Source organism: Carboxydocella sp. JDF658 (assembly GCF_002049395.1).
Lineage (GTDB): Bacteria > Bacillota.
Map to the genome: position 1 here is coordinate 13,491 of NZ_BDLR01000060.1, position 26,430 is coordinate 39,920.

Genomic DNA, 26,430 nt, shown 5'->3' on the forward strand with positions numbered 1-26,430 from the left:
CATAGAATATATTAGAACCCGAAAGGGAGGTGCTGACCGTGCCCCAATTCCTTTTGCGTGACCTGGCTACGGAAATTTATCTGGAAGTTTTATGGATTTATATAGATGATGCCCTGGATCGTCAGGACAAAAGAAGGTTTGAAGAATTATGTGGCGAATTATTGTCTATTATTAATGGAACAGGTTGAAGGAGGGCTGGTTATGTTAAAGCGAATCGGAGTATTAACAGGTGGGGGTGATTGCCCGGGTTTAAATGCGGTGATCAGGGCAGTTACCAAATCGGCCCTGCGGGCTGGTCTGGAAGTGGTTGGTATCGAGGATGGTTTTGGGGGGTTAATCAGACAACAGTTTCGCCCTTTGAATCTGGCGGCTGTGTCCGGTATTCTTCCCAAAGGGGGAACGATACTGGGCACTACCAACCGGGACAACCCCTTTAAATACCCTGTGCTGGTAAATGGCGAAAAAAAGTATGTGGATATGTCCCAAACTATCCTGGACAATCTGGCGGTAGCGGGAATTGATGCTCTGGTGGTTATTGGTGGGGACGGCAGTTTGTCTATTGCCAGGGAGTTACATAATAAAGGCTTAAGGGTAGTAGGTGTTCCGAAAACTATAGATAATGATTTATCTGCTACTGACATTACTTTCGGCTTTGATACTGCTTTACATACGGCCACCGAGGCGCTGGACAAGCTCCACACTACTGCTGAATCCCATCACCGGGTAATGATTCTGGAGGTTATGGGCCGTTATGCCGGTTGGATCGCTCTGGAGTCAGGGGTAGCTGGTGGTGCTGATGTAATTTTGATTCCAGAAATAGAGTTCCAGATTGAAAATGTGGTTAAGAAAATCGAGGAACGCTGCCAGCAGGGCAAGAAATTCAGTATTATAGTTGTAGCAGAAGGAGCCAAACTGGGTGAAAACCTGGTAGTGCAGAAAGTAATTGAGGATAGCGGTGATCCTATTCGCCTGGGAGGGATCGGCCAGCGGCTGGCCGATGAGCTGGAGCGCAGGATTAATCTGGAGACCAGAGTGACAGTGCTTGGCCATTTACAGCGCGGTGGCAGTCCTACTCCATTTGACCGCATTCTTGGTACCCGTTATGGGGCAGCAGCCGTAAAAGCCCTGTTGGAAGGGGAGAACGGGGTAATGGTAGCCTTGCGCACTCCCGATATAGTAACTGTTTCCCTGGCTGAAGCTACCGGGGTATTAAAGCGGGTCAATCCTGAACATGATCTGGTTCAGGCGGCTAAAGCCACTGGCATTTCTTTCGGTGATGAATAATATATAAATAAATATATAACAAAAAAGAACTGTACCCACTCTGGATACAGTTCGGAGAAAAGGGGAGAGGAGATGAGGTGATAACAGGACTTATCCTGATTCATATTATAGCTATTTTTTACTTCCTGACCAGTAATTTGGGGGGAGTTGCCGTTTTTGCTGGCTGAACGGCAGAAATGAGGGATTATTTATGATACGTGAGTTAATAAAGCTAAAGAATTTTTGCTGTTTGGTTTTTTCCTCAGCCCAGCAGGCATTGGCCGCAGAGCATATTGTTGATACCCGAGCTTTACCAGCACTAATCATCCCCACTCCCCGTATTATCACAGCTTCTTGCGGGTTGTCGTTGAAATGCCGGTTAGAGGATGAAGCCACAGTTACAGCGGTTTTACGGGCTGAGGGTATAGAACCGGAGGCTTGCTATATTTGTACCGAAGGCCAATTACCCGTTTTGAAATGGAAGGGGACTTAAGCTTTGGGGATTAAGAATTTTGTTGCTATTGATATTGAAACAACAGGAGTTTCACCGGCGATTGATGAGATCATTGAGATCAGCATCTGTCGGTTTGAAGAAGGAGAACTGGTAGAGAGCTGGGAGACTCTGGTTTGTGCTAAACATCCTGTTCCCAGGGAAATTACCCGGTTAACCGGTATTTCTTCGCAGGATTTGCAGCGGGCACCGTGCTGGGAGGAAATAGCGGATCTGGTACGGGATAAAATTGGGGAATTGCCTGTGGTTGGCCATAATGTAGAGTTTGATCTGGGCTTCCTGCGTGCCCGCGGTATTTATGCGGGCCATTTTTTTGATACCTGTCAATTGGCCCGCCTGTTGTATCCCGGTTTGTCTTCTTATTCCCTGGCTGCTGTGGCCAGCTTTCTGGGGCTAAAACCCGGAGAAAGGCACCGGGCCCGCTGGGATGCGGAATTGGCCGGGCAACTCTTTCTCTTAATGCAAGCGGAAGTGGAACAGCGACCACTACCCTGGCTTACCATGGTAGCCAAATGGGCCAATCCAGCCTGGTCCCTGGGCAAACTGATCAGAGAGACAGCTGAAGCAGCTCTAAAAGCCGGATTTGCTCAGCTGCCACCCACCATGGAATGGTTAACTGCGGGCCAGCGGTTACAGTACGCTGACAGCGCAGTTACCGATTCCGGGTTGACGATAGCAGAGATTTTTGCAACAGGTGGGCCCCTGGCCAGGGTGTTTAATCAGTGGGAGAGTAGAGCCCAGCAAATTGAACTGGCTGAAGCTATTTTTACGGCATTAGCCAATGAACGACATTTGGTGGCAGAGGCAGGAACCGGTACTGGCAAGTCCCTGGCCTATCTATTACCTGCGGCAAAGATAGCAATTAGAGAAGGAGCCAGAGTAGTGATCAGTACCAATACCCTGGCTTTGCAGGAACAGCTGCTGGAAAAGGATGGGCCAGTTCTACAACAAATTTTTCCTGGACTAAAAATATTGCCTCTTAAAGGCCGGAGTAATTATTTATGCTGGCGACGCTGGTGGGAACTGGTAGATGGCAGTGAGAGCTGGGATCAGGAAACCTGGACTTTGGCTGGCCGCCTGGCCTGGTGGCTGCATATCACTAAAACCGGCGATGAGGCTGAACTCAGGTTACATGGTCCTGACCGCAGCAAATGGGATTTACTCAAGGCGGAAAGGGATATTTGTCTGGGCAATGCCTGTCCCTGGCAGAAATGCTGCTGGGTGCAAACCAACCGGCTGGCAGCCCAGAAGGCCCAGCTGCTGGTTACAAACCATTCACTCCTCTGTACTGATTTGAAACTGGAAGACAAAGTTTTGCCTGGATATGATTATTTAATCATTGATGAAGCCCATAATCTGGAAGAAGTAGCCCAGCGCCATCTAGGACTGCGCCTGGGTGAAATCGACTTTAGGAGATGGCGGACTGGCCTCTGGCGACGGCCTTTTGGTGGACAGGGGCCTCTGGGTGTACTGGAGAGCTTACCATTAAGGGAAATTAAAGAGGAGCTCCTGCCAGTAAAAAGCCTTAGCCAGGAAGTGGAGAGCCGGGAAAAGGAGTTTTGGGAATTCATTGCCAGCGGGGAAAGATTACCGGAAGTGGTAGGAGACAATTATTTATTGAAGCTGAAAATGTTAGTGGATAGCTTGAACAAGCTGGTCTCTCAGGCAAGGGCCTGGAATCAGGAGGGGCTTATCGCTGAGAGTTTGCTTTCTGAATTGGGAGGAAGAGTCAATCAGGGGCAGGAACTGGTTGAAACTCTGGAAATTTGGTTACAACAACCTTTTTCCCACTGGGTTTACTGGATTGAAGATGGCAATATCTGTGCTGTCCCTGTGGAAGTAGGGCCGATATTGCAGGAGCAGCTTTGGAGCCGAAAAAAATCAGTGATTTTTTGTTCCGCTACCCTTTCCATAGCAGGAAAGAATCACTACTATGCCGAAAGCATCGGGTTAAGAGCCTCTGATTACAAGGAAATTGTTTTATCCAGTCCCTTTGATTATAGAAATCAGGCCCTGCTCCTGGGTGTAGCAGAAGGACCTGATCCCGGGCGGGAAGAAGACAGGCTGGCTGAATATCAGGCCGCCATGTTACTGCAGTTGTTATCCCATTCCGAGGAAAGAGTACTGGCCCTTTTCACTTCTTATAAACATTTGAATACAGTGGCTGATCTGATCGCAGAGCCTATGTTACAGATGGGGCGAAAATTGCTGTTACATGGCCGGGATGGCAGCCGAGGCCGTTTGATTCAGGAGTTTAAGAGTATTGATGGTGCAGTTCTCTTTGGCACCCAGAGTTTCTGGGAGGGCGTAGATCTCCCCGGTGACCTGTTGCGAATGGTGGTAATTATGAAACTGCCCTTTGCTGTGCCCACCTATCCTCCGGTGCAGGCTAAAATGGAATTATGCCGCCAGGCCGGAAAAAATCCTTTTACCAGAGTATCTTTGCCCAGAGCTATCATTCAGTTTAAACAGGGGTTTGGCCGTCTCATTAGAACGGCAGAGGACTGGGGCCTGGTAGTAATTCTGGATCCCAGATTAAAAAACAAAAGCTATGGCCGGGAATTTCTCAACAGCTTGCCAGAGGTAAATGTTGAATGGGCCCATCCCCGGGAAATCGGTTTAAAGGCAAAAACTTGGCTGGAAGCAAGAAAAATGCTACAATATTTAACATAAAATCAAACAGGGGGTAATATGTTACATGCGACAACCGTATCCGATTGCCAGGGAAGCTTTTCCCTACCTGATTTTTTTGGGGATCATCACAGTGTTAGTTGCTTTCTGGTCCTTCTGGGCCGCTCTGGTGCCTTTGACCCTGTTTCTTTACATTGCTTTTTTCTTTCGCAACCCCAAACGTCAGATTCCAACCGATCCGGAGCTGATTTTATCACCAGCTGATGGACGAGTTATGGTTGTAGAAGAAGTGGATGAAAAGCGTTTTCTCAACGGAAAAGCCATCAGGGTCAGTATCTTTCTTTCAGTTTTCAATGTTCATCTCAATCGCTGTCCCATTGCCGGTACTATTGCGTATACTGCTTTTGAAAAGGGTCAGATGCTGCCAGCTTATAAGCCGGAAGCTGCCAAACTCAATGAAAAGAACTTCATCGGCATTGAAAATAACAATTTCAGGGTGCTAGTAGTGCAGATTTCCGGACTAATTGCCCGTACCATTGTCAGCTGGGTTAAAACCGGTGATAAGGTGGCAAAAGGGGAAATTTATGGTCTGATCAAGTTTGGCTCCTGTACAGAGATTTATTTTCCAGCCAGTTGCGAAGTACTGGTAAAACCAGGGGATAAAGTAGTTGGGGGCATTACAGCGGTAGGGAGGATAAAGGATGCATAAGACAACCAAGGCCATACCCAGTATTTTTACCCTTGCCAATTTGTTACTGGGAGTTCTATCTCTTATTTATACCCAGAATAAGGAATGGCAGCTGGCAGCGATAATGATCTTAGGTGCTATGGTATTAGATGGCATGGATGGGCGGTTGGCTCGCAGGCTGGAGGCTACCTCGGCTTTCGGCAAAGAATTGGATTCTCTGTGTGACCTGGTAAGTTTTGGGGTAGCGCCGGCTTTACTGGCATACAGCAAAGTTTTATATGTTTGGTCCAGTGTTGGAATGATTATTGCCATTGTTTTTTCTCTGTGTGGAGCGATCCGGCTGGCCCGGTTTAACATTTTAAATATAACGGGATATTTTGTCGGGGTACCAATTACTGCTGCTGGCAGTCTGGTTGCCTTGTTAATCCTGGCTGGACACTATTTGCACCCCTATGTTTATCCGGTAGTGATGGTTGTTTTGTCTTTTTTAATGGTCAGTAACATTAAAGTTCCAAAATATTAGTGTTGTAAAACCCCCTTGGCGCATAGTATAAAGTAGTGATTGTTGCGAAGGGGTGAAAAATATGCGCGTGTTATTCATCCCCTTGCCGGGGTTTCTCCGAAATCTGTTGCTCAAGCTGTTTCAGTAATTGATAACAGCCTCATTGGAGGCTGTTATTTTTTTCTGAATTAGTCAGAAAATTTTTATTTATCGGCAGGAATTGGCGGTAAAACGTTGAATATAAATTTAACATGCATGGTTGTGTTGGCCTATTAGCACCACTCTTCACTTGCCGTGGTAGGGAGGTGACCTGGTTATTACCAGAAATTTCGCACATATCTGATGAAAGGAGAGTGGACGATGGAGGATGTGGTAAATATCACCGATTTAATAGCGGCCAACCGAGATTTTGCCCGGCAGGTTATGGAGGAAAGTGGCGAAAACCTGCGTCAATGTTATCAATGTGGAAAATGTTCGGCTGGCTGTCCGGTAGCGGCCGATATGGACATACGTCCAAACCGTATCATTCGGATGGTGCTATTAGGTATGAAGGATGAGGTATTGTCTTCCCGGACCATCTGGATGTGTGCTACTTGTTCCACCTGTACTACCCGTTGCCCGCGTGATGTGGATTTGGCAAAAATCATGGATACTCTGCGCATCATTGCTCAGCGAGAAGGAGTGCTGGCAGGGAGCAAGGCAGAAGCTATATTCCACAATTTGTTCCTGGATTCCATCAGCCGCTTTGGTCGAGTATATGAGCTGGGCCTGGTTATTGGTCTGAACCTTAAAACCAGGAATTTATTTAAGGATGCTGATCTGGGCTGGCCGATGATCAGCAAAGGCAAGCTGAATTTGTTGCCCCACAGCATCAAAGGTGCGAAAGAAGTGGCCCGGATTATAGCCGAGGCTAAAAGAACGGAGGGACATAGCTAATGGAATTTGCATATTATCCAGGCTGTTCCCTGCATTCAGTAGCTGCTGAATATGAACAGACTACCAGAGCTGTTTGCCAGAAACTGGGTGTATCCTTAACCGAAATTCCCGACTGGAACTGTTGTGGGGCCAGCTCAGCCCATAGTGTCAATCATTTAGCCGGTATAGCCGTACCGGCCCGCAATCTAGCTCTGGCAGAAGAACAGGGCAAGGATGTAGTGGCACCTTGTGCAGCCTGTTACCAGCGGTTAGTGACAGCTGATTATGAAATGCGGGAGCAACCGGAAACCAGGGCCAGGGTAGAAAAGCTCATCCAGCGCCCCTGGCAGGGCAAGGTCAAGGTATTATCCATTCTTGATGTTTTTAACCAGATAGGTCTGGAACAGATTCGCAAAGCGGCTGTTAAACCTCTGGTTGGTTTAAAGGTGGCCTGTTATTATGGCTGTTATTTGGTCAAGCCGCCCAAGATCGCCCATGTTGATGATCCGGAAAACCCAATGTTAATGGACAATATTCTGCGCACCCTGGGAGCAGAAACTGTGGACTGGCCTTTCAAAACTGAATGCTGTGGCGGTTCCCTGGTACTTACCAATACCGAAGTGGTTTTACGTCTGGGTAAGGACATTCTGGCGGCGGCTGAGGCAGCAGGGGCGAACTGTCTGGTGACACCATGCCCTCTCTGCCAGCCCAACCTGGACATGAGACAGAGCCAGATCAATAAACATTACAATACCAGTTTTAATTTACCGGTGTTCTATCTAACTGAACTGATGGCACTTGCACTGGGTGTCAGCAAAAGCCAGATACCTTTACGCAAACATTTTATTGATCCTCAGCCATTGTTAGTTTCTTTCTAAAAATTAATGATCAGGAGCGATGCCTATGAAACGCACTGGAGTGTTTTTATGCCATTGCGGAACTAACATCGCCGCTGTGGTTGATGTCAGTCGAGTAGCTGAAGAAGTCAAAAAAATGCCTACTGTTGCTCATGTGGAAGAAAACAAGTATTGCTGTTCTGAGCCGGGGCAAGAGGCGATTATCAGGGCTATTAAGGAACATAAACTGGACAGAGTGGTAGTGGCGTCCTGTTCCCCGCGGATGCATGAGCAAACCTTCCAGAAGGCACTGGAAAAAGCGGGGTTAAACCCTTATTTGCTGGAAATGGCCAATGTGAGGGAACATTGTTCCTGGGTACATGCACAGGAACCGGAAAAAGCTACTGTTAAGGCCATTGATCTGGTAAGGAAAGCAGTGGCTAAGACCGTTCGTCTGCAGCCCCTGAAGGAAGATTACATAGGTATTACTAAACGGGCCCTGGTTATCGGGGGTGGAATTGCCGGTATCCAGGCAGCAATTGATATTGCTGATGCTGGCTATGAAGTTTATCTGGTAGAACGGGAAGCTACCATTGGCGGGAAGATGGCCATGCTGGATAAGACCTTTCCGACCTTAGACTGCTCTGCCTGAATAAGCACACCCAAGATGGTTGTTGCGGCGCAACATCCTAACATTAAATTATTGACTTATGCTGAAGTAGAAGAAGTAAACGGCTATATTGGCAACTTTGAAGTAAAAATCAGGCAGAAGGCCCGTTATGTTGACATGACAAAGTGTACTGGTTGTGGCCTCTGTGAAACCAAATGTCCTACCAAAGTTAGCAGTGAATATAACCTGGGACTGGGTAAAAGACCGGCAATTTATAAACCTTTCCCGCAGGCGGTCCCCAATAAGCCGGTGATAGATCCTAACAGCTGTCGCAAGCTGAAGGAAAACAAGTGTGGCGTCTGTGCCAAGGTATGTCCTACCGGGGCTATCAAGTATGATGACCAGGACCAGATCCTTACCGAAAAATTTGGTGCCATTGTCATGGCTACTGGTTTTGACCTCTTTGATTGGACTCAGACTTATGGGGAATACGGTTATGGCCAGTATCCGGATGTAATTACCGGTTTGCATTTTGAACGCCTGGCCAATGCATCCGGTCCTACTGGTGGAAAAATCAAGCGCCCCTCTGATGGCAAAGTGCCGGAAAAAGTGGTTTTTATCAAGTGTGTTGGTTCCCGGGATGATACCAAAGGTAAGTCCTATTGTTCCAGAGCCTGCTGTATGTATACAGCCAAACACGCCATGCAGGTATTGGAAAAAATACCTAATTCAGAAGCCTATGTATTTTATATGGATGTAAGGACTCCGGGGAAGGCATATGAAGAGTTTTATCAGCGAGCAGTGCAAGCAGGAGCCCAGTATCTGAGAGGTCGGGTATCGAAAATTTATCCAAAAGGTGACAAGCTGGTAGTTAGAGGGGAGGATACCCTGCTGGGCAAACAGGTAGAAGTAGAAGCAGATATGGTGGTTTTGGCCACAGCGATGGTTCCCTCGGCTGGTTCTGATAAAATTGCACAAATTGTGGGCTTTTCCACTGATAAAGATGGATTCTTTACTGAAGCCCATCCCAAGCTGCGCCCAGTAGAAACCAATACTGCCGGGGTATTTCTGGCTGGTTGCTGCCAGGGGCCCAAAGATGTTCCTGACACTGTTTCTCAGGCCAGTGCAGCTGCGGCCAAGGTTATCACTCTGCTGGCCAAAGACCAGATGGCAACCAACCCGCGGGTATCAGAAGTCAATCCGGCCCTTTGTTCGGGTTGTATGTTGTGCCAGCCGGTTTGTCCGTATAAAGCCATTGAAGCGCGTACCATCACTGAAAGAGGCCACCATGGCATGGTTGAAAGAGTTATCGCTGCCGTTAATTCCGGACTATGCCAGGGCTGTGGGGCTTGTACTGTTGCTTGTCGTTCTGGTGCACTGAACCTGAAAGGATTCTCCAATGAACAGCTCTTGGCGGAGGTGGATGCAGCATGTCGTTAGAAAATAAGCAGGACTGGGAACCCAAAATTGTAGGTTTTGCCTGTAACTGGTGTAGCTATGCCGGTGCCGATTCAGCCGGTGTCAGCCGTTTTCAGTATCCTGCTACGATTAGAGTAGTTCGGGTACCATGTTCTGGTCGGGTTAATCCCCAGTTTGTCATTCGAGCCTTTCAGCGCGGGGCTGACGGTGTGCTGGTAGCCGGTTGACATCCCGGTGACTGCCACTATGCTAGTGGCAATTACTTTACCCGTCGGCGCTATTTGATTATGAAAAGATTGTTAGAATACGTGGGACTGGAGCCGGGGCGGTTTAAAGCCCGCTGGATTTCCGGCTCAGAGGGGCAGAAGTGGGCTGAGACCATCAAAGAAATGTCTGAACAGATCAGGGCTCTTGGTCCCAACAGGAAGATGAGGGATGACAGATGATCAAACTGGTAGAAGAGCTGCGGGCAGAAGTGGCTCGTCTGCTTGCGGATGGCGAGGTCAAACTGGTTATCGGTTATGAGAATGGCTCTGATCCTACCCGGACCACTCCGCTGTTTGTGAAGTCGGCGGATCAGGTTCAGCGTCTTACCTTTTCTCCCTTCGCCATCAATAATCTGGCTAAATATTTGCTGGATTATCAGGTTGGGGAAGGGAAAATCGGGATTATTGCCAAAGGTTGTGACTCCAGAGCCATAGTGCGCTTGTTGCAGGATAAACAGTTTCCGGCTGAGCGTTTGATGGTAATCGGAGTAAGCTGTCCTGGACAGCTGGATAGCAGAAAAGTTCTGGCTCAGATCGATCCCCTGGCTAAATTGGAGCGGGTTGAACTAAAAGGGGAAGAAGTAGTACTTGTGACCGATCGCGGCCAGTTCAGCCTTAAAAAAGCTGACTACTTAATGGATAAGTGTAAGGAATGTGAAACTCCCAGGCCAGTACTTAGCCATAAATTTATCGGGCCCGAGCCTCCAGCAGGTAAAACTCCTGCCTATGAGGAAATTGCCCGATATGAGGCCATGAGTCCGGCGGAAAAGGCTGCTTTCTGGGATAAGCAATTTGAAAAATGCATCCGTTGCTATGCCTGCCGTAATGTTTGTCCGGCTTGCAACTGTCGTCAGTGTTGTTTTGATCAGGCTGAACCCAACTGGCTGGGGAAAGGGGTAAATGCATCGGAAAATCACATGTTCCAGCTGACCAGGGCAATGCATGTGGCAGGTCGTTGTGTGGACTGCGGTGAATGCGACCGGGTATGTCCTATGGATATCCCATTGCGCTTACTTAACCGTAAAGTCTTAAAAGATATTAAAGAATTGTTTAGTGTGCCCACGCCCGGGATTGATGATACTGCACCGGTTTTAGGGGCCTATCGGGCCGCTGATCCGGATGAATTCCACTAATATGAGGTGGTTGTTGATGGAAAACAGGTTTCTATCGGAAGCTAAACTGGACCAATTTCTGGCTGGGCTGGGGCAAAAGTATCAGGTAATTGCACCTGTGGAGGAAGAGGGGATAGTATTATTTAAGCCCTGGCAAAATGGACAGAAGATCACTTTGCGGGGCAGCAATTCCGTAGTTCCTCCCAAGGATTTCTTCTTTCCCCAGACCGAGACCATGTTTAAATTTAATGCCGCTGGTGATTGGGAAATTGAGCAGGCACCGGGTATTGGGCCCAGAGTGATTGCCGGCATGCGTCCCTGTGATATTATGAGCTTGAAATTGCTGGATCCGGTTTTCATCGGCGAAAAATTCAATGATGTCTATTATCGTGATAAAAGGGATAATACAGTTATTATCGGTGTCAGCTGTGAAGAGGTTAATCACAATTGCTTTTGCGCTGCCTATGGCAACTCCCCTGTTAACGGGGAAGGGGCAGATTTGCATCTGACCTGGCTGGGTGATGGTTACCTGGTCGAAGTTCTAACTGAACGGGGGCGCGAACTGGTGGAAAGTCAGTCTTCCCTTTTTACAGCTGCCGGTACAGATGCCCAGTCTAAAAAGGCCGAAAAAGCTGAAAAGCTTCTGGTCAAGCAACGGCCTGTAGATGTTGCCGGTGTCAAGGAAAAGCTGGATGAGATGTTTGAGCATCCCTACTGGGAAGAGATTGCCCCTAAGTGTCTGGGCTGCGGTGCCTGTACTTATGTTTGCCCTACCTGTCATTGTTTTGATATCGTTGACCATGTTTCCCATGGTTATGAAGGGGAAAGGTTCCGCTGCTGGGATTCCTGTATGTTTGCTGATTTTACCTGCATGGCTGGGGGGCACAACCCTCGACCCACGAAAAAGGAACGGGTCAGAAACCGTTTCCTGCATAAATTGAAATACCATAATGATCGTTATAATCTGCCGGGTTGCGTGGGCTGTGGCCGATGCCTGAGTAAGTGTCCGGTTAACATGGACATTACTCGTATTATCTCCGATGTAAAGGGTGTGAAATAAAGAATGTGCAAGAGCGCAAATCCTTTGCAACCCCATATAGCCACCATAACTAAAATTATTGATGAAACACCGGATGTTAAAACCTTTCAGGTGGTTTTTGATGATCCCCAGGTTTTAGATAATTTTGGTAACTTGCCAGGTCAGGTAGCCCAGCTGTCAGTGATCGGAACCGGGGAAGCCACGATTTCCATTACCAGCTCCCCTACCAGAAAGGGATTTCTGGAATTTTCTATCAAAAAGGTGGGTCGCTTAACTTCTGTTATTCACCAGTTAGAAGAAGGATCAAAAATCGGGGTAAGGGGTCCCTATGGAAACCATTTCCCCTATGAAATGATGAAAGGGAAGGACCTGCTTTTTATCGGTGGTGGTATCGGGCTGGCGCCTTTGCGATCCCTGATTGATTTCGTACTGGCAGATGAAAACAGAAAAGACTATGGTAAAGTGGAAATTATTTATGGGGCACGGTCAAAAGCCGACCTCTGTTTTAAGTATGATCTCTTCGATCGCTGGCCTAAAGCCAAGGATTGTCAGGTCTATGTAACTATCGACCGGCCGGAAGAAGGCTGGGACGGCAAGGTGGCTTTTGTGCCGGCTTATCTGGAAGAACTTAATCCCAGTTCCCAGAACAAAATCGCAATTACTTGCGGACCTCCGATCATGATCAAATTCGTGTTACAGGCCCTGGAAAAAATGGGCTATACAGAGGAACAGGTAGTAACAACCCTGGAATTAAAAATGAAATGCGGAATCGGAAAATGCGGGCGTTGTAACATCGGTCATAAATTTGTTTGTGTTGACGGACCTGTATTTACCCTGGCTCAGCTCAAACAAATGCCCAATGAGTTTTAAAAAATACCCCCTCCTCCATACAATGGAGTGAGGGGGTGCTTATTATGGCATTAGCATTTGTCAGGCAAAACAGAGCTAGCATGGGGAAAAGAAAACAAAAGAAAAAAAGCCGGGTGCTTTTCGGTCTGGTTTACTTGATTTCAGGATTAGTGCTGATCAGCGTGCACCTGTTAATGCGCCTGCAATAGAACCGACTAAAATGGCAGCTATGTTGCCTACCCAGGCAGAGATGGTCATTGCGGACCCGTAAAAAACTATACCGATGGCCAGTAAAAACAGGATGAAAAATACACTTAGCAACAAGGTATGATATAATATACGGTGTTCCACCCTATTACCGAGATACCAGCTACCAGAAAAGGCAGAACCGGCTAGAAAAAGAACTACGAAATAGTCAATATACGTTTCTGGAAGGGATGTAAACTTAAGGGCAAGAGCCAGCACGACTGTAAATATCAACAAGGAAAGAATAGAGATTATTGAGGCAACAGTGATTGCACGCCAGTTTAAAGTTTCATCCATCCTTTTCACCTCCCTGCTAAAAAATTTATGCATGGAACAGGAATATATAACTGCTTGGCAATAATGAAGGAGGTATGCCGGTGATTACCAATTATCAGCTGGGTAACAGCCTTTATTTAAATATTACCAATGCCTGTACCAATCGCTGTGATTTTTGCATTCGCAATACTACTCAGGGACCTGGGGAGAAAAGCTTATGGCTGGAAAGAGAACCTTTGGCCAGGGAAATCATTGCTGACTTGCCGGCTGATTTAAAGCAATTCGATGAGGTGGTATTTTGCGGCTATGGTGAGCCTTTAGTGCGTCTGGAGGTAGTAAAGGAAGTAGCAGCTTATCTAAGGCAACAGCAGGTGAAGTCCATCCGCATTAACACCAATGGACAGGCTAATCTTATTCACCGGCGCAATATTGTACCGGATTTGGTAGGGTTGGTAGATGTGGTTTCTATCAGCCTCAATGCGGAAAATGCGGAAAAGTATCAGGCTAAATGCCATTCTGTGTATGGTAAAGAGGCATATTCCGCTTTACTGGAGTTTGCAGCAGAATGCCGCAAACATCTTCCCAGAGTAATCTTGACGGTAGTGGATGATGGAACAGTAGATATCGGGGCCTGTCATAAAATTGCGGAAACCCTGGGTGTGGAATTGCGAATCAGACATTATTATCCCGAGTTTGCTTGAAAAAATCGCCCTGTCGGCTGGCAGGGCGATTTTGCATATTTACCTGTGAACAAGCATAGATTTTTTGGTAGGGAAAGGAGGGACAATATGTTGACCCTGGAAGAGGAAAGGGAGAACTACCTGGTTGTTTTGAGCAAAAACCCCAAGGATGTCTGGACCCTCTTGCGCCTGGGTTATGTTAGCACCAGGCTGAAAATTTATGAAGAAGCCAAGCATGCTTATGAAACTGCGTTAAAACTGGATGACAACCTTTATTTTGCCTATTATGGTCTGGGTTATATTGCCTGGCAACAACAGCAACTGGATCTCGCTAAAAACTACTGGCAAAAGGCGATCAAAATAAACCCTTATTATTTGCAGGCATTGTTTCGCCTGGGAGTAGTGGAAGCCGATTCCGGTAATTGGACGGAAGCGGTAAATTATTTTCAGAAGGTGCTGGCTATAGAAGGAGCACATATAAAGGCTTTGCTCTGGCTGGGAAAATGTTTAAATCTCCTGGGTAGATATGAGGAAGCTATTGCTCCTTTGACTCGGGTTACTGCTTTAAAACCGGAGATCGAATTTGGCTGGTATCAGCTGGCATTAGCTTATGCTGGTATAGGGGAAATCAGGGAAGCTGTCGCCAAAGTTAAAGAGGCAATCAGGCTTAATCCGCGTTTACCTCATTTATATGACAAACTGGCAAAATGGTTATGGCAATTAGGGTATGGACAGCAAGCGGAAACTGCCCATCGCCAGGCAGTAGAGCTTGCCCCTAATCTGGGCATATACTGGCGCAACTGGGGTTTGGCCTTATGGCGTACAGGACGCTGGCAGGAAGCGGAAGAGCCGTTACGAAAAGCAGTAGAGCTGGAAAAAGATAATGGTATAAACTGGTATTATCTAGGTCGGGTTTTGTATAAGGGTAAAAAAAATGCGGAAGCAAAAACAGCATTTGCAAAAGCTCTGGAATTGATGCCTTTCCATCAGGCCAGCAAAAGATATTTAAATCTCTTATCTAAAACCTAAGGCCTGATAATCTGTGGCATGGATTTGACCGGTAATTTCAACTTTTCTTGTTTTTTGCCAGTTTTTCACTGCAAGCTCGGTACTGTAACCAAAAATACCGTCAGCATTTCCTTGATAAAATCCCAGAGCAGAAAGGCGTTCCTGAACTAGGACTACATCAGCACCTTTTAAGTCCCGAAAAAGAGGTCGCCAGCTCCAGGAAGCAAAAGGATTGCCGATAATGACCACTGGTGTACCTGTTTTTACCAGTGGATATAAACGCTCAATATCCTGGTTTTTCATTCTAATACAACCGGCTGAAGCCCGCTGACCAATGGACCAGGGCTTGTTGGTGCCATGAATGCCATATTTACCCCAGGGAACATCTAATCCCAGGAACCTGCTGCCAAAACCGTTACCCCAGTTGGCAGATTTATGTATTACTTTCCAGTTGCCGATCGGGGTAGGCGAATTTTTTTTGCCTATGGCTACCGGAAATTGAACAAGGGGCTGGTTACCTTGCAGAGCTGTAATAGTACGATTATTAAGATCGATTAATAACCAGGTATTTTGGTTGGAGGCAATTACTGGGGAAAAAGGAAAGAAAAGAAAAATTAACACATATAATATTGCTTTGCGCATTCCCATCACCCCTAATATTTTAACGCCAAAAAATTTTTTTATTCGGCAGGGATTTTACATAAAATATAGTAATTACCAATTAGGCGAGAGAAAGAGAAAAGGAGGTGAAGGAGAAATGAAAAAAGTTATGGTTAGAGCTGAGAAATGCCTGTCCTGCCATAGCTGCGAACTGGCCTGTGCTGTTGCCCATAGCCAGCAGAAAAATTTATTTCTTACTATATTGAATGGGGAAAAACCGGTTAACAGGGTACAGGTGGAAAAAACCAGCCAGGGTGCCATGCCTTTACAGTGCCGTCATTGTGATGATGCGCCCTGTTTACTGGCCTGTATGACCGGTGCTATCTACCGCGCTGGGGATGGGAGTGTACAACTAAAACGGGAACGCTGTGTCAGTTGCTGGATGTGCATTATGAGCTGTCCCTACGGAGTCATGTTGACAGAGGCTGAGGGGAAGGCAGTTAAGTGCGACCTCTGTCATGATACAGGCAAGCCATCCTGTGTTCAGGCATGTCCTACTCAGGCTCTTGTTTATGAGGAAGGGGAAGAGTTTGCTGCTGCAATAAGAAAAAATTATGCCAAAAATTTAATCTAGAGAGGGAGGCTACAGATATGGAGAAATTTACAATAGATACCGGGGCGGAGCAAGTATTACAAAACTGGCAGGGTCCTGTAGAACATGTCTGGCAGAGGTACCAGGAACAGGAACCCCAGTGTGGCTTCGGCAGTCTAGGCTTGTGCTGCCGTCACTGCGGCCAGGGCCCTTGCCGGATTAATCCTTTTGGGAAACCAGACAAAGGAATCTGTGGAGCAGATGGCAATATTATGGTTGCCAGGAACTTGCTCAGACAGGTTACTGCCGGGGCAGCAGCTCATGTGGATCATGCCTATGAAACCCTGGAAGTTTTAGAAAAGGCCTTATCTGAAGAAGGACCATACAAGATCACTGATGCTGAAAAGCTAAAAGGGCTGGCTCACAAACTGGGGATTGCTGTTGAAGGCAAAGATATAAAAGATATTGGCAAAGAATTAGTAGCCAAAGCCAGAGAAGATTTTCAACGTTTTGGCAGTGGAGAATTGAACTGGCTGGTTGCCCATGCTCCCAAAGAAAGGGTAGCTAAATGGCGGGAACTGGGGGTAATACCCAGAAATGCTGACCGGGAAATTCGCGAAGCCTTACATCAGACCACCATGGGCATGGACGCTTCCTGGCCAAATCTTTTGCTGGCTACTGTCAAGCTGGGTCTGGTGGATGGTTATGCAGGTTTAAAACTGGGTACTGATTTGCAGGATATACTATTTGGTACACCTCAGCCTGTCTTCAGTGAAGCTAACCTTGGTGTCCTGACTGAAGAAAACGTAAATATTGTTATGCATGGACATATACCTTTACTTTCCGAGAAAATAGTAGAATGGGCCAGAAAGCTGACACCGGAAGCACAGAAAGCAGGGGCCAAAAGTATTCAAGTCAGCGGTATTTGCTGTACAGCCAATGAAATTTTGATGCGACATGGCATTCCCCTGGCAACTAATTTTCTGGCCCAGGAACTGGCAATAGCCACCGGACTCACTGATGCCATGATTGTGGATGTGCAATGTATTATGCCATCTCTGGCTTCCCTGGCCAGATGCTACCATACAGTCCTCATTACTACCAACCCCATCGTCAAAATGGATGGCGCAACCCACCTGGAATGGTCCTATCAGCAAGCTGATGAAATGGCCAGAAAAGCAGTAGAATTGGCTATTGCAGCTTATAGCAAGCGAGATCCTGCCAAAATCAATGCCACCCGAGAAAAGACTACCCTCATGGCTGGTTTCAGTGTAGAAACTATTATTTCAATCCTCAGCAAAATAGATGCTCAAGAACCCTTAAAGCTCCTGGTTCAGGAGATTAGCAATGGCGATATCCAGGGGGTAGTGGCAACTGTTGGTTGCAATAATGTCAAGATTACCCATGATTACCTGCACGTAAATTTAGTCAAAGAATTAATCAGCAAAGATGTACTGGTTGTGACAACGGGCTGTTCAGCTAATGCCCTGGCCAAAGCTGGTTTGCTCAATAGTGAAGCTACGGAAAAGTGGGCTGGGCCGGGCTTGAAGAAGATCCTGTCTCTCCTGGGTCAGGTAGCCGGTCTGGATAAACCCTTGCCGCCAGTCTGGCACATGGGCTCCTGTGTAGATAATTCCCGGATTGGTGATGTGCTGACAGCTCTGGCAGAATACCTGGGCGTGACTGTTCAGCAATTGCCTGTTGCCGCTTCGGCGCCGGAACATCAGCATGAAAAGGCCCTGGCTATCGGTACCTGGGCTGTAGCCATGGGATGTCTGGTTCACTTAGGAGTAATGCCTCCGATATTAGGGGGGCAGGAAGTCACTGCTTTCCTAACCAGTGGCGCAGAAGAGGTTCTCGGAGGCAAGTTTTTCGTAGAATCCGACCCTGTAAAAGCTGCAACGGTTATTTATGAACATATTCAGGCCAAACGCAAGGGACTGGGCTTATAGGAGGCAGTGACAATGGCCTGTTTACAGCGAGAGATCGTTATTATCGGCAACAGCATTGCCGGGATTACTGCTGCCCAGGAATTGAGGAGGCTTGTTCCCTGGCGGAAAATCACTATCTTGACTGCTGAGACAGAGGGCGGATTTTATAGTAAACCGCTATTAACCTACTTTCTGGCTCAGAAAATCCAGTCTGAACAAATCTATATTAAAACGGCTGCGGCCATAAAGGAACAGGGGATTGAACAAATTACCGATTATAAAGTACAGGCTATTGATGTTAACCGGCGACTGATAGTTGATAAACAAGGAAAGGAAATCCAGTATCAAAAGCTATTGATTGCCAGTGGGGCTGACCCTGTGGCTATTGACTTGCCTGGCGTCGAACTCAAAGGTGTTACCCCATTACGTACATTGGAACATCTACAAATCATCAAAGCTAGATTACAGCAAACCCAGAAATGCGCTATCATTGGCGGGGGATTGGTGGGCCTTAAAACTGCCTGGGCTTTGCGGGAACTGGACAAACAGGTAAGCATGATTATTTCCTCCAGTTATCCTTTTTCCCAGGGCCTGGATACAAGAGCAGGTGAAATCCTGGCAGCTCATTTGATTGAACACGGGATAGAGCTAATTTTCGGGGACAACCCGGTCGCCTTCACTGGCAGTCCAGAACAGGGCCTAACCGCTCTGCAGACGGCCAGGGGCAGAACATTGCCAGCAGGACTTGCGGTTATCGGTAAGGGAGTTAACCCCAATAGCGATTTCCTTGGCCGGGAAAAAGGCATACCGGTTAACCAATTTCAGGAAACAGAGTACGAAAATATCTATGCTGCCGGGGATGTGACCCTGGCCAAAGAAAAAGTTACCGGGAAACTGCGTAACCTGGCCCTTTGGCCGGTAGCAGCCCGACAGGGTTTAATTGCTGCCAGAAATATGGCCGGGTATAAAACAGCCTGGGATGATTATCAACCGGGCAATTCTGCTCATTTTGGCAGTTTGCGGCTGATTACCGGCGGACTTTCACCTTTGACTCCAGCTGAGGCTGAGGTGGAGGTTATAAAAGATAGGGGGAAAGAATACCAGAAGCTTGTTTTCCTTGAAGGAACCCTGGCCGGATTTATTTTGCTTGGAGCATCGGCCCGGATTGCCGGACCTCTTTCCTGGGGTCTAGGGAGTTGGAAAAAAGCGCAAGCACTGGACTGGTTCAGCAGGAAAAAAGCTGTTTTTGTCGAATAAAAAACAAAAAACAATTTGGAGCTGAGATTATGCAAATTCGCTCAAGGATTTTGGCCGGAATGATGTTGTTCCTGCTTCTAAGTGGTTGCGCTAAAGGTGGTACTATTTCCGGAAATGATCAGAACTGGTTAGCAGCTGATGCCAGAGAGGGATTGCGGGCTGCCTGGGAGAGGGATTATCGCCTCTTGAGCATTGTAACTGGCAATATCAACCGGTTACGCAGTTCTGACCAGCCCGCCTGGATTCTCGGAAAAGCTACGGGAGCACTGGAAGCTTTTATTTATACTGAGGAACAGGAATATCAACGTTTGGATGAAAACCGTAATATTAGCGTGGAGATAAAAAAAGAGCTGGTTACTCCCGGGCTTTTAACCCAGTTGTTGCAAACCAGAGCGGTACTAACCCACATTAAACAGGATATATTTGATCCCTGGAGCCAGAGCCTTCTGACCAATCAAGCCTTAACGGTAGAACAGGAAAAAGCAATTGAGCAAACAAAAGAATTATTGCAAAAACTTACTGATATATATGAAAAACTGGCAGATGAATGGGAAAAAATGAATGGTAACCAGAGACAGGAATTAGTACAGGAGTTAGGGCAGGTACAGGAGCAACTGCAAAAATTGAGTTATCCCCGCAAGGGTTAAGATTGGCAGAGGGAGGCGATAGTGGTGCGGGCGTTGAATTTCTATTCTTCCAATTACCATGGTCATCTGTTATGTCGCAAGAAGAATTGTACCATCAGACTGGGAGATAAGAGAGAGAAATATAGTGAAGGTGATATCGTTTGGATTACTGCCGGTAATCGCTTTGAACCCCGCAAAAAAGTTTTTACTGCTGTCCTGGACAGAGTAATTGTCAAAAAACTTTCAGAGTTAAATGAAGATGATTTAAAAGGAGAAAGTCCGGATATTCGTTCTCTGGATGATGTAATCAAGTATCTTTCTGAGATTTACAAACGTCCAGTAGAAAAGGATGAAACTGTTACAGTCATCTATTTTTCCGAAATTCTCGAGTAAGAGATAATTCCTCCGTGAAAAGGAGGAATTTTTTTCTTTGACATTTTATTCCTTCTATTATATAATAAATAATGGTTTTGTAAATCGTAATGTAATAACCGGGGAGATGCAGATTTTATGAATTTTACTGCTTTTTTATCTGAAAATCGTAATTTTCGGTTTTTATGGTTAAGTCAGCTGATATCAGCGCTGGGGGACTGGATCAGCTATGTCGCTTTAACTCTTTTTGTAATTGACAGGTATTCCAATTCCGTACAAGCCCTTGCCTGGATTACCCTTAGCAAGACCCTGGCCATTCTGTTTTTTGGGCCGCTTGGTGGGGCAATGGCTGATCAACACAACCGGAAAAAATTGATGGTCATTGCGGATTTATCCCGGTTTTTCCTTACTCTTTTGTTGCTTTTTTCCCCTCCCCTCTGGGCCTTAACATTGATAGTTTTTGCCTTAAATATTTTATCGTGCCTGTTTACCCCGGCCTATTATGCTATTATCCCTGAACTGGTTGAGGAAAAAAATCTGCTGGCTGCTAATAGCATTAATGGTGTTACGGCAAACAGTGTCTGGTTGCTGGGGACTTTAATTGGTGGTGTCATGGTTGCTGCTATCGGCTACCGATGGGCCTTTTTATTTGATGCTTTGAGTTTTCTTTTATCAGCACTTTTTCTGGCTTTCATTAACTATCGTTCGCAGAAAACGGCTCATTTTTCTTTGCTTATGCCTTTTCAGCAAACCTATCAGGGCCTGCGGGAAATAAAAAAATCACCACCGCACTTAATCATGTTTGCAGTGGTGTTTGGCTTTTTCCTGGCCGGTGGTTTTTATAATTTTGTCCAGCCCTTGATAATTCGCAAGGAACTGGGACTGGCTGAAGTTTACTACAGTTACGCTCTTGCCCTCACTGGCGGACTGATGATTTTAACCTCTTTTTTACTGGGGAAATATGGTCAGAGAGTTCCTAGACCATTACTGGTACAAATTAGTGTCCTGCTGGGCGGGATAGCATTTATACTGCTGGGCTGGCAGATCAACTGGGCAACTGTAGTGATTGCAGCTGCTCTGGTCGGAATATCCAATTCCTTTGGCGGCCTGGGCATGCGAACATTTATGCAGGAAATAACACCTAATGAGCTCAGGGGCAAAGTTTTTGGTTTGATCGAACCAATTATCAATAGCGCCATGGCAATTGCTGCGTTTGGTGGCATGGTAGTATTGAAGGGACTGGGCTATAACTGGCCGTTAAAATTAAGCGGGATCTTCCTGATTTTAGTCTTGTTTTTGGCGATCGCATTAAATAGATATAATAATTTACAATCTGATTTAAGTCAGCAAAATATCTCCGCATAAAAGAGAAACCCCTGCATTTGCAGGGGTTTTTGACTTATTGGTGCCGAAGGCGAGACTCGAACTCGCACGTGGGGTAACCACGCCAGATTTTGAGTCTGGTGCGTCTGCCAGTTCCGCCACTTCGGCAGGATTTGGAGGCGGCGGTCGGAATCGAACCGACGCATATCGGTTTTGCAGACCGCTGCGTTACCACTTCGCCACGCCGCCATATTTAAGAAAATGGAGCGGAAGACGGGATTCGAACCCGCGACCCTCGCCTTGGCAAGGCGATGCTCTACCACTGAGCCACTTCCGCCTGCGAAAGATAGTATAAACTATCAGTAAAAAGAAGTCAAGTAGATTTAGAATTCTACATATATATGTAACACCCAGGGGGTTTTGGGAGGAAAGGAGGCGACCTCAATGGATTTTTTACAAAAACTGGAATTATATCGACAGCAGCAGGAAGCTTTGGCCTGGGAAGGCACCTTCAAAGACTATTTGCAGCTAGTCAAAGCAAGACCTTATATTGCTCAGCTTTCCCATGCCAGAATCTATAACATGATTAAAGATGCTGGCATTGAAGAGGAAAATGGGGTAAAAAAATACAAGTTTTTTGCCGAAGAAATTTTTGGTTTGGAAAAAACCCTGGAGAAGCTGGTAGAGGAATATTTTCACTCAGCAGCGCGACGCTTGGATGTGCGTAAGCGCATTTTGCTTTTAATGGGGCCTGTCTCAGGGGGAAAATCAACGATTGTAACCATGCTCAAAAAAGGCCTGGAAAAATATTCGCGCACTGATAGAGGGGCGTTATACGGGATAAAAGGTTGCCCCATGCATGAAGAGCCATTACACCTGATTCCGGAAGAACTGCGCCCGGACTTTGAGCGGGAATATGGGGTTTATATCGAAGGTAACCTCTGTCCTGTTTGCCGTTTGCGTTTACAAACGGAATTCAACGGACAGATCGAATTGATGCCGGTAGAAAGGGTAATTTTTTCCGAGGAAAACCGGATTGGCATAGGTACTTTCACACCTTCTGACCCCAAATCCCAGGATATTGCTGACCTAACAGGCTCCATTGACTTTTCTACGATTACTGAATATGGTTCTGAGTCTGATCCCCGGGCTTATCGCTTTGATGGTGAGCTGAACATTGCCAACAGAGGGATCATGGAATTCCAGGAAATGTTAAAGTGTGACGAAAAATTCCTCTGGAACCTGTTGAGCCTATCACAGGAAGGAAATTTCAAGGCCGGCCGCTTTGCTTTAATTTCGGCAGATGAAGTTGTAGTAGCTCACACAAACGAAGCTGAGTATAAAGCTTTTATCAGCAATAAGAAAAATGAGGCTCTGCAGTCCCGGATAATTGTCATCAGGGTACCTTATAATCTGAAAGTTTCAGAAGAGGTCAAGATCTACGAAAAATTAATTCGCAACAGTGATATGAAACATATTCACATTGCTCCCCATGCTTTACGGGCAGCTTCTATTTTCTCTGTGCTCAGCCGCCTGAAAGAATCCAAGAAACAGGGAATGGACCTGGTCAAGAAAATGAAGCTTTATGATGGAGAAGATGTAGAGGGATTCAAGCAAAAAGATGTAACTGAACTGCTGAATGAGAATCCTGATGAAGGGATGAGCGGGGTTGATCCGCGTTATGTAATTAACCGAATTTCCAGTGCGCTGGTGACCAAGGATACAACCTGTATCAATGCTCTTGATGTACTGCGGGCTCTTAAAGATGGACTGGATCAGCATCCATCCATTACCAAGGAGGAAAAAGAGCGGTTGATCAATTTCATTGCCATTGCCCGGCGGGAATTTGATGAGATCGCTAAAAAAGAAGTGCAAAAGGCTTTTGTCTATTCCTATGAAGAGAGTGCCAGAACCCTGTTCCAGAACTATCTTGATAATGTAGAGGCCTATTGCAATGGAGTAAAATTAAAAGATCCCATTACTGAAGAAGAACTAGATCCAGATGAGAAATTGATGCGTTCCATTGAAGAACAGATCGGGGTTTCGGAAAATGCCAAGAAAAGTTTTCGGGAGGAAATCCTGATTCGCCTTTCCAATTATGCCCGGCGGGGAAAAACTTTTGATTACAACAGTCATGAACGCCTTAAAGAGGCTATTGAGAAAAAACTCTTTGCCGACTTGAAAGATGTAGTTAAAATTACAACCTCTACCCGTACTCCCGATGCGGAACAGCTAAAGCGTATTAACCAGGTATCCAAGCGCCTCATTGATGAACACGGGTATTGCCCGGTCTGTGCCAATGAATTGCTAAAATATGTAGGAAGCTTACTTAACCGGTAACGGGAGGGGGTAATATGACATCGATTGTCTCCCGGGACGATTGGTCACTGCATCGCAAAGGGTTCCTTGATCAACAAAGACATCAGGAGAAGGTAAAGGAAGCTATAAAAAACAATCTGGCAGATATTGTTAGTGAAGAAAGCATCATTATGTCTGATGGTAAAAAGATAATTAAAGTTCCCATTCGCTCCCTGGATGAATATCGTTTCCGCTATAATTTTAACAAGCAAAAGCATGTGGGCCAGGGTAAAGGAGACAGTAAAGTCGGTGATGTTTTGGGGTCAGATGTGAAAGCCGGCAAAGGACCGGGTAAAGGCCCGGGCGCCGGCGATCAGCCTGGGTTTGATTATTATGAAGCAGAAGTAACGGTAGATGAGCTGGCAGCATTGATTTTCGAAGATCTGGGACTACCCAATCTGGAACAAAAAACGGCACCAGAGCTGGAGAATGTGAAATATCACTTCAATGATGTCCGCAAAGTGGGTATTACGGGCAACCTGGATAAGAAAAGAACACTTCTGGAGAATTTGAAACGCAATGCATTAAAGGGAATTAAAGGAATTGGCAAAATCAGCAAAGATGACTTGCGATTTAAAACCTGGGTGGAAAAATTTGAGTATCACGCCAATGCAGTAGTCCTGGCTATGATGGATACTTCCGGGTCAATGGGGCCCTTTGAAAAATACATTGCTCGCAGTTTCTTTTTCTGGATGGTGAAGTTTTTGCGTACAAAATATAAAGCGGTAAATATAGTGTTTTTAGCCCACCACACTGAGGCTAAAGAGGTCACAGAAGACGAATTTTTTACTAAAGGCGAATCAGGGGGTACGCGCTGTTCCTCGGTCTATAAACTGGCCCTGGATATTATTGAAAAACGCTATAGTCCCCAGGATTATAATATTTATGCCTTTCATTTTTCGGATGGCGATAATCTGGCTTCAGACAATGAATTGTGTGTCAAGTTGTTACATCAGCTGGCAGAACAATGTAATATGGTTGGCTATGGAGAAATTGTCGGGCCCTATTACCGGCATAGCACTCTATATTCTGTTTTTAAGCGGATTAACCATCCTCGTTTTGTAGCTGTAACCATAAAAGATAAAACTGGTGTCTATCCAGCCCTGAAAGCTTTTTTTGGACCCCAGGCTGATATGGCACAAAAGGGGGGGTAACGGTGGCAGATAAACAGGAAATCAAAGCTCTGCAAAAAGCTATTAGCGAAATCGAAGCCATCGCCCTGGATTTTGGTCTGGATTTTTTTGATATGCGTTTTGAAATTTGTCCTGCCGATATTATCTATACTTTTGGAGCATATGGGATGCCTACCCGCTTTTCCCACTGGAGTTTTGGCAAGGCATTTCACAAGATGAAAACTTCCTACGATTACAACTTGAGCAGAATTTATGAACTGGTAATCAATTCTAACCCCTGCTATGCTTTTTTGTTAGAGGGAAACAGTTTAGTGCAAAATAAAATGGTAATAGCCCATGTCTATGCCCATTGCGATTTTTTTAAAAATAACCGCTGGTTTGCCAGAACAGATCGCCAAATGGTGGACATTATGGCTGTGCATGCTCTGCGGATTGCCGACTATGAATTTCATTATGGTTTTCGGGAAGTGGAGAAATTTCTTGATGCTGTTCTCTCTATTCAGGAGCATATTAATCCACACCAGATTAAGGAGAAAGACGGCAGGCCTGTCAAAGAAAAAAAGCCAGAGCCTGCTGGGTCCTATGCTGATCTCTGGCAACTGGATAGCAGAGAAATACAGGACCAAGAAGAGGAGGAGGAAAACAATAAGAAGCTGCCGGAAAAAGATTTGCTGAAATTCATTATGGAAAACTCATTGGATTTAACGGACTGGCAACGGGATATAATTGCTATGATTCGCAGTGAAATGTACTATTTCTGGCCCCAGTTGGAAACTAAAATCATGAATGAAGGCTGGGCTACTTTCTGGCACGTCCGGATTATGCGGGAATTGGCTCTAACCGAAGATGAGGCTATTGAATTTGCTAAACTCCATGCTGGCATCAGCCAGCCTAATCCCTATCATATCAATCCCTACCTGGTAGGCTGGCGTATCTGGGAATATCTGGATAAAAAATACGGCCGGGATGAGCTGTTTCTGATCAGGGAAGTGGATCATGATCAGTCATTTTTGCGAAATTATTTAAATGAAGAGCTGGTAGAGGAACTGGACCTTTATCTTTATCAAAAGGTGGGGCAAAACTGGCAGATAACAGAGAAAAAATGGGAACAAATCAGGGATAATCTGGTCTTTAGCTTGAATAATTGTGGATTTCCTTATATAGAAGCGGTAGATGGGGATTATAACAAACGGCATGAGCTGTATCTCTTACACAGGTATGAAGGAATTGAGCTGGATACAAAATATCTGGAAAAAACCTTGCATTATGTCAGTTTCCTCTGGGGTCGACCGGTACATCTGGAGACAGTTATCGACAATAAACGCGTTCTTTTTACCAGCGATGGTTTCAGAAGCAGCAAGCGATTATTGTGATTGCTTGACTTTTC

The 26,430-nt window shown here is 46.0% G+C and carries 28 protein-coding genes and 3 tRNA genes; 25 read left to right on the forward strand and 6 right to left on the reverse strand.

The features are described from left to right. Positions 1 to 38: 38 nt before the first annotated feature. Together JDF658_RS09530 and JDF658_RS09535 are read left to right on the forward strand one after the other, a co-directional pair. Entirely contained in the window at positions 39 to 188 is a 150-nt protein-coding gene (locus JDF658_RS09530; RefSeq protein WP_159071891.1) for an IDEAL domain-containing protein, read from the forward strand. Further along, on the forward strand, positions 175 to 1,284 hold the full coding sequence (locus JDF658_RS09535; protein WP_079907396.1) for a 6-phosphofructokinase: 1,110 nt from the start codon (positions 175 to 177) through the stop codon (positions 1,282 to 1,284). The genes JDF658_RS09530 and JDF658_RS09535 overlap by 14 nt, the downstream gene beginning before the upstream one ends. Positions 1,285 to 1,395: 111 nt before the next feature. On the opposite strand, the gene JDF658_RS14840 is transcribed toward JDF658_RS09535, so the two are convergent. Further along, complete coding sequence (locus JDF658_RS14840; RefSeq protein WP_242946649.1) at positions 1,396 to 1,590, reverse strand: hypothetical protein; 195 nt, start codon at positions 1,588 to 1,590, stop codon at positions 1,396 to 1,398. Here JDF658_RS14840 and JDF658_RS15030 point away from each other — a divergent pair. The 12 genes from JDF658_RS15030 to JDF658_RS14430 all read left to right on the forward strand — a co-directional run bounded on the left by JDF658_RS15030 (position 1,541) and on the right by JDF658_RS14430 (position 12,850). Continuing rightward, complete coding sequence (locus JDF658_RS15030) at positions 1,541 to 1,756, forward strand: DUF3343 domain-containing protein (protein WP_375804201.1); 216 nt, start codon at positions 1,541 to 1,543, stop codon at positions 1,754 to 1,756. The two genes, JDF658_RS14840 and JDF658_RS15030, sit on opposite strands and share 50 nt — an antisense overlap. Positions 1,757 to 1,759: 3 nt before the next feature. Beyond that, the gene (locus tag JDF658_RS09545; RefSeq protein ID WP_079907397.1) at positions 1,760 to 4,447 is read left to right on the forward strand and encodes a helicase C-terminal domain-containing protein; all 2,688 of its coding nucleotides are present in this window, start codon (positions 1,760 to 1,762) and stop codon (positions 4,445 to 4,447) included. Positions 4,448 to 4,472: 25 nt separating this feature from the next. Beyond that, positions 4,473 to 5,114: a phosphatidylserine decarboxylase family protein gene (locus tag JDF658_RS09550; RefSeq protein WP_079907399.1), complete on the forward strand. Its 642-nt coding sequence runs from the start codon at positions 4,473 to 4,475 to the stop codon at positions 5,112 to 5,114. Further along, entirely contained in the window at positions 5,107 to 5,616 is a 510-nt protein-coding gene (pssA, locus tag JDF658_RS09555; protein WP_078666148.1) for a CDP-diacylglycerol--serine O-phosphatidyltransferase, read from the forward strand. Before JDF658_RS09550 ends, pssA begins: the two co-directional genes overlap by 8 nt. Before the next feature lie 339 nt (positions 5,617 to 5,955). Continuing rightward, the gene (locus JDF658_RS09560; protein ID WP_079907401.1) at positions 5,956 to 6,531 is read left to right on the forward strand and encodes a 4Fe-4S dicluster domain-containing protein; all 576 of its coding nucleotides are present in this window, start codon (positions 5,956 to 5,958) and stop codon (positions 6,529 to 6,531) included. Further along, positions 6,531 to 7,388: a CoB--CoM heterodisulfide reductase iron-sulfur subunit B family protein gene (locus tag JDF658_RS09565; protein ID WP_079907403.1), complete on the forward strand. Its 858-nt coding sequence runs from the start codon at positions 6,531 to 6,533 to the stop codon at positions 7,386 to 7,388. Before JDF658_RS09560 ends, JDF658_RS09565 begins: the two co-directional genes overlap by 1 nt. A 25-nt stretch (positions 7,389 to 7,413) precedes the next feature. Next, the gene (locus JDF658_RS09570; protein ID WP_079907405.1) at positions 7,414 to 9,396 is read left to right on the forward strand and encodes a CoB--CoM heterodisulfide reductase iron-sulfur subunit A family protein; all 1,983 of its coding nucleotides are present in this window, start codon (positions 7,414 to 7,416) and stop codon (positions 9,394 to 9,396) included. After that, on the forward strand, positions 9,387 to 9,821 hold the full coding sequence (locus JDF658_RS09575; RefSeq protein WP_159446604.1) for a hydrogenase iron-sulfur subunit: 435 nt from the start codon (positions 9,387 to 9,389) through the stop codon (positions 9,819 to 9,821). The genes JDF658_RS09570 and JDF658_RS09575 overlap by 10 nt, the downstream gene beginning before the upstream one ends. After that, positions 9,818 to 10,774, forward strand: a complete 957-nt coding sequence (locus JDF658_RS09580) for a 4Fe-4S dicluster domain-containing protein (protein WP_079907406.1) — start codon at positions 9,818 to 9,820, stop codon at positions 10,772 to 10,774. The genes JDF658_RS09575 and JDF658_RS09580 overlap by 4 nt, the downstream gene beginning before the upstream one ends. A 16-nt stretch (positions 10,775 to 10,790) precedes the next feature. Then, positions 10,791 to 11,813, forward strand: a complete 1,023-nt coding sequence (locus JDF658_RS09585) for a 4Fe-4S dicluster domain-containing protein (protein WP_079907408.1) — start codon at positions 10,791 to 10,793, stop codon at positions 11,811 to 11,813. Between the two features lie 3 nt (positions 11,814 to 11,816). Beyond that, on the forward strand, positions 11,817 to 12,662 hold the full coding sequence (locus JDF658_RS09590) for an FAD/NAD(P)-binding protein (RefSeq protein ID WP_079907410.1): 846 nt from the start codon (positions 11,817 to 11,819) through the stop codon (positions 12,660 to 12,662). Positions 12,663 to 12,706: 44 nt separating this feature from the next. After that, entirely contained in the window at positions 12,707 to 12,850 is a 144-nt protein-coding gene (locus JDF658_RS14430; protein WP_159071889.1) for a hypothetical protein, read from the forward strand. On the opposite strand, the gene JDF658_RS09595 is transcribed toward JDF658_RS14430, so the two are convergent. Continuing rightward, a complete protein-coding gene (locus tag JDF658_RS09595; RefSeq protein WP_159071888.1) occupies positions 12,819 to 13,184 on the reverse strand; it encodes a TIGR04086 family membrane protein in 366 nt (121 codons plus the stop codon). The two genes, JDF658_RS14430 and JDF658_RS09595, sit on opposite strands and share 32 nt — an antisense overlap. Positions 13,185 to 13,264: 80 nt before the next feature. Between JDF658_RS09595 and JDF658_RS09600 the strand changes: the two genes are divergently transcribed. Together JDF658_RS09600 and JDF658_RS09605 are read left to right on the forward strand one after the other, a co-directional pair. Next, positions 13,265 to 13,864 (forward strand): TatD family nuclease-associated radical SAM protein, encoded by a 600-nt coding sequence (locus JDF658_RS09600; protein WP_242946650.1) that lies wholly within the window; start codon positions 13,265 to 13,267, stop codon positions 13,862 to 13,864. Between the two features lie 87 nt (positions 13,865 to 13,951). After that, positions 13,952 to 14,872, forward strand: coding sequence for a lipopolysaccharide assembly protein LapB (locus JDF658_RS09605; protein ID WP_078666157.1), 921 nt, complete (start codon positions 13,952 to 13,954; stop codon positions 14,870 to 14,872). Here JDF658_RS09605 and JDF658_RS09610 read toward each other — a convergent pair. Then, complete coding sequence (locus tag JDF658_RS09610; protein WP_159446605.1) at positions 14,858 to 15,493, reverse strand: L,D-transpeptidase family protein; 636 nt, start codon at positions 15,491 to 15,493, stop codon at positions 14,858 to 14,860. The two genes, JDF658_RS09605 and JDF658_RS09610, sit on opposite strands and share 15 nt — an antisense overlap. Positions 15,494 to 15,608: 115 nt before the next feature. Between JDF658_RS09610 and JDF658_RS09615 the strand changes: the two genes are divergently transcribed. The 6 genes from JDF658_RS09615 to JDF658_RS09640 all read left to right on the forward strand — a co-directional run bounded on the left by JDF658_RS09615 (position 15,609) and on the right by JDF658_RS09640 (position 21,594). After that, the gene (locus tag JDF658_RS09615; protein ID WP_079907413.1) at positions 15,609 to 16,085 is read left to right on the forward strand and encodes a 4Fe-4S dicluster domain-containing protein; all 477 of its coding nucleotides are present in this window, start codon (positions 15,609 to 15,611) and stop codon (positions 16,083 to 16,085) included. A gap of 17 nt (positions 16,086 to 16,102) precedes the next feature. Next, positions 16,103 to 17,995 (forward strand): anaerobic carbon-monoxide dehydrogenase catalytic subunit, encoded by a 1,893-nt coding sequence (cooS, locus tag JDF658_RS09620; protein ID WP_079907415.1) that lies wholly within the window; start codon positions 16,103 to 16,105, stop codon positions 17,993 to 17,995. Positions 17,996 to 18,007: 12 nt separating this feature from the next. Then, entirely contained in the window at positions 18,008 to 19,231 is a 1,224-nt protein-coding gene (locus tag JDF658_RS09625) for an NAD(P)/FAD-dependent oxidoreductase (RefSeq protein ID WP_079907417.1), read from the forward strand. A gap of 29 nt (positions 19,232 to 19,260) precedes the next feature. Continuing rightward, complete coding sequence (locus tag JDF658_RS09630; RefSeq protein WP_079907418.1) at positions 19,261 to 19,878, forward strand: hypothetical protein; 618 nt, start codon at positions 19,261 to 19,263, stop codon at positions 19,876 to 19,878. Between the two features lie 24 nt (positions 19,879 to 19,902). Beyond that, on the forward strand, positions 19,903 to 20,250 hold the full coding sequence (locus JDF658_RS09635) for an ASCH domain-containing protein (protein WP_078666163.1): 348 nt from the start codon (positions 19,903 to 19,905) through the stop codon (positions 20,248 to 20,250). Between the two features lie 117 nt (positions 20,251 to 20,367). Continuing rightward, complete coding sequence (locus JDF658_RS09640) at positions 20,368 to 21,594, forward strand: MFS transporter (RefSeq protein ID WP_078666164.1); 1,227 nt, start codon at positions 20,368 to 20,370, stop codon at positions 21,592 to 21,594. Positions 21,595 to 21,632: 38 nt separating this feature from the next. Here the strand turns inward: JDF658_RS09640 and JDF658_RS09645 are convergent. From JDF658_RS09645 to JDF658_RS09655, 3 genes are all read right to left on the reverse strand, one after another. After that, positions 21,633 to 21,720, reverse strand: a tRNA-Leu gene (locus tag JDF658_RS09645). Positions 21,721 to 21,726: 6 nt separating this feature from the next. Then, positions 21,727 to 21,801, reverse strand: a tRNA-Cys gene (locus JDF658_RS09650). A gap of 13 nt (positions 21,802 to 21,814) precedes the next feature. Next, positions 21,815 to 21,889: transfer RNA gene (locus tag JDF658_RS09655), tRNA-Gly, on the reverse strand. Between the two features lie 107 nt (positions 21,890 to 21,996). Here JDF658_RS09655 and JDF658_RS09660 point away from each other — a divergent pair. Genes JDF658_RS09660 through JDF658_RS09670 form a run of 3 tightly spaced genes read left to right on the forward strand, consistent with a single transcriptional unit; the run spans position 21,997 to position 26,416 of the window. Continuing rightward, positions 21,997 to 23,892 (forward strand): PrkA family serine protein kinase, encoded by a 1,896-nt coding sequence (locus JDF658_RS09660; protein ID WP_079907420.1) that lies wholly within the window; start codon positions 21,997 to 21,999, stop codon positions 23,890 to 23,892. A gap of 14 nt (positions 23,893 to 23,906) precedes the next feature. Then, positions 23,907 to 25,064 (forward strand): sporulation protein YhbH, encoded by a 1,158-nt coding sequence (gene yhbH / locus JDF658_RS09665; protein ID WP_079907422.1) that lies wholly within the window; start codon positions 23,907 to 23,909, stop codon positions 25,062 to 25,064. Between the two features lie 2 nt (positions 25,065 to 25,066). After that, a complete protein-coding gene (locus JDF658_RS09670; RefSeq protein WP_079907424.1) occupies positions 25,067 to 26,416 on the forward strand; it encodes a SpoVR family protein in 1,350 nt (449 codons plus the stop codon). The last annotated feature ends 14 nt before the right edge of the window (positions 26,417 to 26,430 follow it).